Source organism: Endozoicomonas sp., from assembly GCF_051008435.1.
Lineage (GTDB): Bacteria > Pseudomonadota > Gammaproteobacteria > Pseudomonadales > Endozoicomonadaceae > Endozoicomonas_A.
Window position 1 is genome coordinate 1 of the sequence record NZ_JBPCXO010000103.1, and the last position, 1549, is coordinate 1549.

Genomic DNA, 1549 nt, shown 5'->3' on the forward strand with positions numbered 1-1549 from the left:
CGGGTTTCGAGTGCGCTCATCCGGCTTGCTGACTTTGCGTTTTCGGTCGCCATCTTCTGTACTGCCATCTTCTTGAGTCGATGTATCAAAGTCAATCCCGCCGCTGGCTTCGTCATCAGACGGCTTGGTGTTCGGTTTTATGTCTGGTTTTGGCGGCAGCTTTTTCAATTGCCGTATCTCTGCCTCAAGAGCTTCGATATGCTCTTTCAGAAGAGCAATTTGCTCTTGCTGCTGAGTGATAAACCTAAGAAGCTTTGCAGTCTGTTCACTCTGCTGTTCGTTGCGGGTTGAGAAAACCATGGGATAAAGGATAGTCGCTGCAAGGGAAAGGTATTATTCTCTTTCTCTGTCCAGCAGCTTTTTAGGAATTACAGTGGCAGCCTAAATAAAAATTGTTTTCTGGTTGTAATGAACTTATAAGAAGGAGTTCTAAGATATTAACCAAAGCAATTAACACTTGAAGCTCAGTAACATAGGGCCGTGTTCTGGGGCTGGTGAAGCGATACCAAAAAGCATCGAAGGCTTTACTCAAATCGGTTTGAACTGACGATCTGGAATAACCAGAAACTCTGTGGCCTATCCCCAAGTCATCCAACCTATCATGGACAGAGGCGGTGGCTGGATTTTATAGAGCGAGTTCCAGGTGTATAGATTTACTTGCCAGCCTTTTTGGGGTGAGGGGAGGAGTTCCAGGGCTATGTGAAGACCGCTGGCGACAGCAAGATTTTTATACGTACAATTCTAGAAAGTTTCAGATCTGGTCGATAGTTTAAGACTGTGAGCATTTTCACAGCCTTATAAGATAAGACTGTCACCATGGTGACATGTCATAGAGATAATCAGCGTTTCCTGTTGAGCTTCAGCCTTGCCTTTTCTTGAGCAGCAAACTGTCGAGCCTTGATAAAGGCATCCGAAACAGCAGTCTCACCCTCCATGAAGTGGGTTTGCTTTTCTTCTTCGGTCATGGTTCGCTTGCTTTTATTCTTTTTCATCATCGTCACCTGAAGTAGCTTTTTTCATATCGCCTGATACTAAAACCTCAGGTTCATCCAAAGAAAGCTTTCTAGTTTTCTCGAAGTCTTTTTTGGCCTTCGCCCTGACTTCCTCTATAGAAGTCTTGTCCTCATCATCTCGAGTTATCTTGTCGTTGCCTGTTTCTGTCATTAGTTCAGCTCCATAAACAAGTAATCACCTTCAGTAACATACTGATAGCCGAAGGATTCGTAGTAAGCCTTAACCTGTTCATTGATTGGATTCATTATCCTAACCTGCTTGGCATTCAACAGTCGTGCATAAACATTATAACCAAGCAGCACAGCACCAAATATTCCTGGCCTTTTACCCAGATCAACAGGTGAAGCTTCAACCACATCCAGTCTCAAAGCCGTACCAAAATAAGTAGGCCTTCCCATCGATAAACCTATCACTCGATTCTGCAGTTTTTCTCACTTGACAATCAGGTTGCATCCAATAATTCAAATTTCCCAGCATGAGATTTGAGTGATTCCGTAGGCTCCCGTTTACCAAGATCTCGCCCCGCCATATGCCT

4 protein-coding genes are annotated in these 1549 nt (G+C 44.1%); all 4 read right to left on the reverse strand.

Translation table 11 applies throughout. The annotated features are described in order from the left end of the window. The coding region (locus ACR2PX_RS04570; protein WP_433998183.1) for a hypothetical protein at positions 1-300 on the reverse strand (300 nt) is incomplete at its 3' end. A 539-nt stretch (positions 301-839) separates the two neighbouring features. After that, positions 840-992: a hypothetical protein gene (locus tag ACR2PX_RS04575; protein ID WP_433998184.1), complete on the reverse strand. Its 153-nt coding sequence runs from the start codon at positions 990-992 to the stop codon at positions 840-842. After that, positions 979-1164: a hypothetical protein gene (locus ACR2PX_RS04580; protein WP_433998185.1), complete on the reverse strand. Its 186-nt coding sequence runs from the start codon at positions 1162-1164 to the stop codon at positions 979-981. Before ACR2PX_RS04580 ends, ACR2PX_RS04575 begins: the two co-directional genes overlap by 14 nt. After that, complete coding sequence (locus ACR2PX_RS04585; protein ID WP_433998186.1) at positions 1164-1427, reverse strand: hypothetical protein; 264 nt, start codon at positions 1425-1427, stop codon at positions 1164-1166. The genes ACR2PX_RS04580 and ACR2PX_RS04585 overlap by 1 nt, the downstream gene beginning before the upstream one ends. Positions 1428-1549 lie beyond the last annotated feature (122 nt).

Bases quoted from the DNA above. Each gene is read 5' to 3' on its own strand.
- ACR2PX_RS04575 (WP_433998184.1), bottom strand. From the start codon at position 992: ATGAAAAAGAATAAAAGCAAGCGAACCATGACCGAAGAAGAAAAGCAA.
- ACR2PX_RS04580 (WP_433998185.1), bottom strand. From the start codon at position 1,164: ATGACAGAAACAGGCAACGACAAGATAACTCGAGATGATGAGGACAAG.